Origin of the sequence: Nonomuraea aridisoli (assembly GCF_003236395.1) — a bacterium.
GTDB lineage: Bacteria > Actinomycetota > Actinomycetes > Streptosporangiales > Streptosporangiaceae > Nonomuraea > Nonomuraea aridisoli.
This window is the reverse complement of sequence record NZ_POUD01000104.1, coordinates 20,079-27,524: the sequence shown is the minus strand read 5'-3', so window position 1 is coordinate 27,524 and position 7,446 is coordinate 20,079. Positions and strand designations below refer to the sequence as shown.

Here is a 7,446-nt window from a genome sequence, read left to right as displayed (position 1 = left end):
GGGACGGCGGGGGCGGCTCGGCCGCCGTCTCGGCCAGGCGGGCGGCCGTCTCGCGCAGCCGGCGGACCTCGGCCGCGCAGGCGGGACACCCCGGCAGGTGCGCCTCGAACCGCGCCCGCTCCGCGGACGGCAGCGCGTGCACGGCGTAGGCGCCGGAGAGGGCGTGGAGCTCGTCGTTCATCGTCCACTCCGCAGCGAGAGACGGCTGACGCATGTACTTCGGCCACTCGGGCATGTCGGATGGCCCGGACGCCTTGCGCTTTTCCCACGGCGTGAGACAATTTCATTGGGTGATGAATTATGGGATGCGTAATAGCGGGCGGCGGTCCGGCGGGCGCGGTGCTCGCGCTGATCCTCGCCAGAGCGGGCGTCGAGGTGACGCTGCTGGAGAAACACGGTGACTTCCTGCGCGACTTCAGGGGCGACACGATCCATCCCTCGACGCTGCAGGTGCTCGACGAGCTGGGGCTGGCCGGCGACTTCCTGAAGCTCCCGCACCACAAGGCGTACCGCCTCAGCTTCGTCACGGACGCCGGTGAGGTGAGAATCGCCAACCTGCGCGGGATGCCGGGCAAATTCGACTACATCGCTTTCGTCCCGCAGTGGGACTTCCTGGAGCTCATCACGTCGGCCGCCCGGCGCTACCCCGGGTTCCGGCTGCTGATGAACGCCGAGGCGTACGACCTGATCCGCGAGGACGGCGTCGTGCGCGGGCTGCGCTACCGCGACCCGTCCGGCGACCACGAGATCAGGGCCGACCTCACGGTCGCCGCCGACGGGAGGACCTCCACCCTGCGCGCGCGTGCCGGGCTCGTCCCGGAGGATCTCGACGCGCCGATGGACGTGGTGTGGTTCCGGCTCCCCCGGCACGACACCGACCGGGAGGACCCGTTCCTGCGGATCTCGGGCGGCCACATGATGGTGGCGATCAACCGCGACACCTACTGGCAGCTGGCGTACCTCATCCCCAAGGGCGGCTACGACGACCTCGTCCGCGGCGGCATCGACGCGCTGCGCGGCCCGGTCGCGGAGCTGCTGCCCTGGCTGGGCGACCGGATCGGCGAGATCCGCGGGTACGACGACGTCAGCGTGCTCACGGTCGCGCTCAACCGGTTGCGCCGCTGGCACCTGCCCGGGTTCCTGTGCATCGGGGACGCCGCGCACGCCATGTCACCGGTGTTCGGGGTGGGCATCAACCTCGCCGTGCAGGACGCCGTCGCCGCCGCCAACCTGCTGGCCGGCTCACTGCGGTCGGGGGCGCCGATCCCGGAGTCCACGCTCCACCTGCTGCAGCGGCGCCGGATGTTCCCCACCCGGTTCACGCAGGCCGCCCAGCGGGTGGTGCAGAACCGGGTGATCAGGCCGGCGCTCAGCACCGGTTCCGGCCCGCCGCGGCTGCCGCGCAACCCGGCGCGGCTGCCGCTGGTCAACCGGCTGGCCCGGCGGTTCATCGGCCACGGCGTCCGCCCCGAGCACGTGACGGTCAAGGAAGTTTGACCCGCGCTGAGTTCGTACGCGTATCACCGCATTCTCACAACGTGGACACGAGGGTCGGTGGGGCCGGGCCAGTGGAATACCCTCGTATCTCGTGAGCAGCAATCTCGTGGATCTTGATTCCTGGCGGGCCCTCCCCGCGGCGCAGCAGCCCGAGTGGCCCGACCGCGGCGAGCTCGAGAAAGTCGTCGCCGAGCTCGGCGGCCTGCCCCCGCTCGTCTTCGCCGGCGAGTGCGACCAGCTGAAGGACCAGCTGGCCGCCGTCGTCCGCGGCGAGGCGTTCGTCCTGCAGGGCGGCGACTGCGCCGAGACCTTCTCCGGCGCCACCGCCGACAACGTGCGCAACAAGCTCAAGACGTTGCTGCAGATGGCGATCGTGCTGACCTACGCGGGCAAGGTGCCGGTGGTGAAGATCGGCCGGGTCGCCGGGCAGTTCGCCAAGCCGCGCTCCAAGCCCACCGAGGTGCGTGACGGCGTCGAGCTGCCCGCCTACCGCGGCGACATGGTCAACGGGTTCGACTTCACCCCCGAGGCGCGCAGGCCCGACCCGTGGCGGCTGCTCAAGGCGTACCACTCCTCGGCCGTGACGCTCAACCTCGCCCGCGCCTTCACCAAGGGCGGTTACGCCGACCTGCGCCAGGTGCACGCCTGGAACCAGGACTTCGTCGCCGAGTCGCCCGCCGGCCGCCGCTACGAGCAGCTGGCCCGGGAGATCGACCAGGCGCTGGCGTTCATGCGGGCCTGCGGGGCCGAGCCCGAGGAGTTCCACACCGTCGAGTTCTACTCCTCGCACGAGGCGCTCATCCTCGACTACGACCGCGCGCTCACCCGCATCGACTCGCGCACGGGCCGGCCGTACGACGTCTCGGCCCACATGGTCTGGATCGGCGAGCGCACCCGCCAGCTCGACGGCGCGCACATCGACTTCTTCTCGAAGATCCGCAACCCGATCGGCGTCAAGCTGGGCCCGACCACCACGCCCGACGACGCGCTGGCGCTCATCGAGAAGCTCAACCCGTCCAACGAGGCCGGGCGGCTGACGTTCATCACCCGCTTCGGCGCCTCCAAGATCCGTGATCTGCTGCCCGCGCTGGTCAAGGAGGTCACCGCGAGCGGAGCCCGGGTGGCGTGGATCTGCGACCCGATGCACGGCAACACGTTCGAGGCGCCGAGCGGCCACAAGACGCGGCGGGTCGACGACGTGCTCGACGAGGTGGCCGGCTTCTTCGAGGTGCACCGCTCGCTCGGCACCCACCCGGGCGGCATCCACATCGAGTTCACCGGCGACGACGTGACCGAGTGCGTCGGCGGCGGCCACGAGATCGGCGAGATGGACCTCGCCACCCGCTACGAGACGGCCTGCGACCCCCGGCTCAACCGCGGCCAGTCTCTCGACCTCGCCTTCCGCGTCGCGGAGCTCTACCGCGGCTGATCCCCCTGCGACCAGACGCCCTCCGGCCGGAGGGCGTCTGCTCCCGGAGTGATCCAGGTCTCACCATGAGCCCCAGGGAAACCCGATGCATCACGGATCGCCCGGCTATGATCGCCCCCAAAACGGTCAATGTTGGGAGAAAACGTGGATAGCGCTCCGGAGGGGGTCGACCCGAACGTCCCCAACGTCGCACGGATGTACGACTACTTCCTCGACGGCAAGGACAACTTCGCAGCCGACCGCGCAGCGGCGGAGCAGATCCTCAAGACGTTCCCCCACACCAGGGAAGGCGCCCGTGCGAACCGGGCGTTCCTGCGCCGGGCCGTGCGTCATGTGGTCGGCTCCGGCGTGCGGCAGATCGTCGACCTGGGCGCGGGGCTGCCGACCCAGGGCAACACCCATGAGATCGCGCGGGACGCGCGCGTGGTCTACGTCGACTACGACTCCGTGGTGTGCGTGCACGGCAGGGCCCTGCTGGCCAGGACGGAGAACGTCGACTTCCTCCAGGCGGACGTGCGCGAGCCCGACGTGCTGCTCGACAAGCTGAACGGCATGGTCGACTTCGACCGGCCGGTGGCGTTCCTGATGCTGGCGCTGCTGCACTTCGTCCCCGACGAGATCGCCTACGACCTGGTGGGCAAGGTGCGGGACGTGAGCGCGCCGGGCAGCCATCTGGTGATCAGCCACGCCGTGGACACCACCCCGGACACCACGCCGGAGGCGGAGGAGATCTACCGCAAGAGCACGGCCGCCTTGCACCTGCGCACCCGCGAGGGCGTCCTGCGCTTCTTCGACGGCTACGAACTGGCCGAGCCGGGGCTGACGCACCCGAACGGCTGGCGTCCCGACGAGCCGCACCTCGGCGGCGACAGCATCACCTTCGGGTACGTCGGCGTCGGCCGCAAGCCCTGACCCCGGGCACGCGAAAGCCCCGCCGGGATGGCGGGGCTTTCCGGTGTGTCGTCAGCTCTGCTGGGCGTTCTTCAGCTCCTCGCTGAGCTCGGCCCGGATCGCGTCCATGTCGAGCGCCCGGACCTGGCGGATGAGGTCTTCGAGCGCGAGCGACGGGAGGGCGCCGGCCTGGGCGAAGACCACGATGCCGTCGCGGATGGCCATCAGGGTCGGGATCGAGGTGATCTCGAAGCCCTGCGCGAGAGCCTGCTCCGCGTCAGTGTCGATCTTGCCGAACGTGATGTCGTCGTGCTTGTCGGACGCCTGCTCGAAGATCGGCCCGAACTTCTTGCACGGCGGGCACCACTCGGCCCAGAAGTCGAGCAGGACGATCCCCTTGTCGGCGATGTCGTTGAAGTTCTTCTCGGTCACCTCGATGGTCGCCACAGGTGGCTCCTTGCTCGTCGTCGCTGTGTTGCGTCCGTGTCAACCACATACCCGTGCCCAGCATTCCATGCTCCCGCCGCGGGCGCGCCGGCCGTGCCGGCGGACCGGTCAGGAATCGAGAAGCGCCCCCTTCGAGCGGCACCTAGCCTGACCCCATGGACATCACCATTCAGACGTGTTTCCTGCCGCACGACGACCCGGACGCCGCCCTGGCCTTCTACCGCGACACGCTGGGCTTCGAGGTCCGCAACGACGTCGGCCACGGCGGGATGCGCTGGATCACGGTCGGTCCCCCCGAGCAGCCCGGCACGTCCATCGTCCTGTACCCGCCGGCCGCCGACCCCGGCATCACCGAGGAGGAGCAGCGCGTCATCGCCGAGATGATGGCCAAGGGCTGCTACGCCGGCGTCAACCTGGCCACCGCCGACCTCGACGCCGCCTTCGAGCGGCTGCAGGCCGGCGACGCCGACGTCGTCCAGGAACCAACCGACCAGCCGTACGGCGTGCGCGACTGCGCCTTCCGCGACCCCGCGGGCAACCTGATCCGCATCGTCGAACTGCGGTGACGGCCGGGCGTGCCAGAGCTTCGCGGCGCGCGCCGGGTCTCCACGTGAGGACCGCGCCGGGGTCCTGAGACGCCGCAGGACATAGCGCCCGCAACTGGTTGAATCGACGCAGGCGACGCCGACGGAGAACGCGGAGGCGGCTCCGCCCGACAAGACCCACCAGATGGAGATGGAATGAGCATGACCACGAGGACGGACACGCAGTCGCCCGCTGCGCACGTCGCCGACAGCCACGATCTGATCCGCGTGCAGGGCGCGCGGGTGAACAACCTGAAGGACGTCAGCGTCGAGATCCCGAAGCGCCGGCTGACGGTCTTCACCGGCGTGTCGGGCTCGGGCAAGAGCTCGCTGGTGTTCGGCACGATCGCGGCGGAGTCGCAGCGGCTGATCAACGAGACCTACAGCGCGTTCGTCCAGGGCTTCATGCCGACGCTGGCGCGGCCGGAGGTCGACGTCCTCGAAGGGCTGACGACGGCGATCATCGTCGACCAGGAGCGGCTCGGCGCCGACCCCCGCTCCACCGTCGGCACCGCGACCGACGCCAACGCGATGCTGCGCATCCTGTTCAGCCGGCTCGGGCAGCCGCACATCGGCTCGCCGCAGGCGTTCTCGTTCAACGTCGCCTCGGTACGGGCGTCCGGCGCGATCACCGTGGAGCGCGGCGACCGTAAGGCCGAGCGGGTGAGCTTCACCCGCACCGGCGGCATGTGCACACGATGCGAGGGCCGCGGCTCGGTCACCGACTTCGACCTCTCCCAGTTGTACGACGCCGGCAAGTCGCTCGCCGAGGGCGCGCTCACCATCCCCGGCTACAGCATGGACGGCTGGTACGGCCGCATCTTCATGGGCTCGGGCTTCCTCGACCCGGACAAGCCGATCCGCGACTACACCAAGAAGGAGCTCGACGACCTCCTCCACAAGGAGCCCACCCGGATCAAGGTCGACAACGTCAACGTGACGTACGAGGGCCTGATCCCGCGGATCCAGAAGTCGTTCCTCGCCAAGGACCGCGAGGCGATGCAGCCGCACATCCGGGCCTTCGTCGACCGGGCCGTCATCTTCACCACCTGCCCCGAGTGCGACGGCACCCGGCTCAGCGCGGCCGCCCGGTCGTCGAAGATCAGGGGCATCAGCATCGCCGACGCGTGCGCGATGCAGATCAGCGACCTGGCCGCCTGGGTGCGCGACCTCGACGAGCCGTCGGTGGCGCCGCTGCTCGCCAAGCTGCGGCACATCCTCGACTCGTTCGTGGAGATCGGGCTCGGCTACCTCTCGCTGGAGCGGCCGTCGGGCACGCTGTCGGGCGGCGAGGCGCAGCGCGTCAAGATGATCCGCCACCTCGGCTCCTCGCTCACCGACGTCACCTACGTCTTCGACGAGCCCACCATCGGCCTGCACCCCCATGACATCCAGCGGATGAACGACCTGCTGCGGCGGCTGCGCGACAAGGGCAACACGGTGCTCGTCGTGGAGCACAAGCCGGAGACGATCGCGATCGCCGACCACGTCATCGACCTCGGCCCCGGCGCCGGCACGGCGGGCGGCACCGTCTGCTTCGAGGGCACCGTCGAGGGGCTGCGGAGCAGCGACACCCTCACCGGCCGCCACCTCGACGACCGGGCCGCGCTCAAGAAGACGGTGCGCGAGCCCGCCGGCACGCTGCCGATCCGCGGCGCGAACACCCACAACCTGCAGAACGTCGACGTCGACATCCCGCTCGGCGTGCTCGTCGTCGTCACCGGCGTGGCCGGCTCCGGCAAGAGCTCGCTCGTGCACGGGTCGATCCCGGCCGGCGCGGGCGTGGTGTCGGTCGACCAGGGCGCGATCCGCGGGTCCAGGCGGAGCAACCCGGCGACGTACACCGGGCTGCTCGACCCGATCCGCAAGGCGTTCGCCAAGGCCAACGGCGTGAAGCCGGCGCTGTTCAGCGCCAACTCCGAGGGCGCCTGCCCCACCTGCAACGGCGCCGGCGTCATCTACACCGACCTGGCGATGATGGCGGGCGTCGCCACCCCCTGCGAGGAGTGCGAGGGCAAGCGCTTCCAGGCCGCGGTGCTGGAGCACCGTCTCGGCGGCCGTGACATCAGCGAGGTGCTGGCGATGTCGGTGACCGAGGCCGAGGAGTTCTTCGGCTCCGGCGAGGCCCGCACGCCGGCCGCGCACAAGATCCTCACCCGGCTCTCCGACGTCGGGCTCGGCTACCTCACCCTGGGCCAGCCACTCACCACGCTGTCCGGCGGCGAGCGGCAGCGGCTCAAGCTGGCCACCCACATGGGCGAGTCGGGCGGCGTGTACGTCCTCGACGAGCCGACCACGGGCCTGCACCTGGCCGACGTGGAGCAGCTGCTCGGCCTGCTCGACCGGCTCGTCGACGCCGGCAAGTCGGTCATCGTGATCGAGCACCACCAGGCGGTCATGGCGCACGCCGACTGGATCATCGACCTCGGCCCCGGCGCCGGCCACGACGGCGGGCGGGTCGTCTTCGAGGGCACGCCCGCCGACCTCGTCGCCGCCCGCTCGACCCTCACCGGCGAGCACCTCGCGGCCTACGTCGGCGCCTGACCCTGCTGAATGCCCCTGATGTCACGTCTCGTTCCGTCCGCCTACCGGCCGTTG

7 protein-coding genes are annotated in these 7,446 nt (G+C 70.4%); 5 read left to right on the top strand and 2 right to left on the bottom strand.

Features of this window, described 5'->3' with window-relative positions; genetic code table 11:
* A partial coding sequence (locus C1J01_RS24000) for an RskA family anti-sigma factor (RefSeq protein ID WP_181448932.1) occupies window positions 1-181 on the bottom strand: 181 nt, incomplete at its 3' end.
* Between the two features lie 119 nt (window positions 182-300).
* On the opposite strand from C1J01_RS24000, the gene C1J01_RS23995 reads away from it, so the two are divergent.
* The 3 genes from C1J01_RS23995 to C1J01_RS23985 all read left to right on the top strand — a co-directional run bounded on the left by C1J01_RS23995 (window position 301) and on the right by C1J01_RS23985 (window position 3,838).
* On the top strand, window positions 301-1,497 hold the full coding sequence (locus C1J01_RS23995; protein ID WP_111181230.1) for an FAD-dependent oxidoreductase: 1,197 nt from the start codon (window positions 301-303) through the stop codon (window positions 1,495-1,497).
* Window positions 1,498-1,588: 91 nt separating this feature from the next.
* Window positions 1,589-2,926, top strand: a complete 1,338-nt coding sequence (locus tag C1J01_RS23990) for a class II 3-deoxy-7-phosphoheptulonate synthase (RefSeq protein WP_111181229.1) — start codon at window positions 1,589-1,591, stop codon at window positions 2,924-2,926.
* 144 nt (window positions 2,927-3,070) lie between these two features.
* Entirely contained in the window at window positions 3,071-3,838 is a 768-nt protein-coding gene (locus tag C1J01_RS23985; protein WP_235854627.1) for an SAM-dependent methyltransferase, read from the top strand.
* A 51-nt stretch (window positions 3,839-3,889) separates the two neighbouring features.
* On the opposite strand, the gene trxA is transcribed toward C1J01_RS23985, so the two are convergent.
* Entirely contained in the window at window positions 3,890-4,264 is a 375-nt protein-coding gene (gene trxA / locus C1J01_RS23980) for a thioredoxin (RefSeq protein ID WP_111181227.1), read from the bottom strand.
* A 155-nt stretch (window positions 4,265-4,419) separates the two neighbouring features.
* On the opposite strand from trxA, the gene C1J01_RS23975 reads away from it, so the two are divergent.
* On the top strand, window positions 4,420-4,830 hold the full coding sequence (locus C1J01_RS23975) for a VOC family protein (RefSeq protein WP_111181226.1): 411 nt from the start codon (window positions 4,420-4,422) through the stop codon (window positions 4,828-4,830).
* A gap of 174 nt (window positions 4,831-5,004) precedes the next feature.
* Window positions 5,005-7,392, top strand: a complete 2,388-nt coding sequence (locus tag C1J01_RS23970; RefSeq protein WP_111181225.1) for an ATP-binding cassette domain-containing protein — start codon at window positions 5,005-5,007, stop codon at window positions 7,390-7,392.
* Window positions 7,393-7,446 lie beyond the last annotated feature (54 nt).

Coding starts and splice junctions, on each gene's coding strand:
- C1J01_RS23975 (WP_111181226.1), top strand. CDS start 4,420: ATGGACATCACCATTCAGACGTGTTTCCTGCCGCACGACGACCCGGAC.
- C1J01_RS23995 (WP_111181230.1), top strand. CDS start 301: ATGGGATGCGTAATAGCGGGCGGCGGTCCGGCGGGCGCGGTGCTCGCG.
- C1J01_RS23970 (WP_111181225.1), top strand. CDS start 5,005: ATGAGCATGACCACGAGGACGGACACGCAGTCGCCCGCTGCGCACGTC.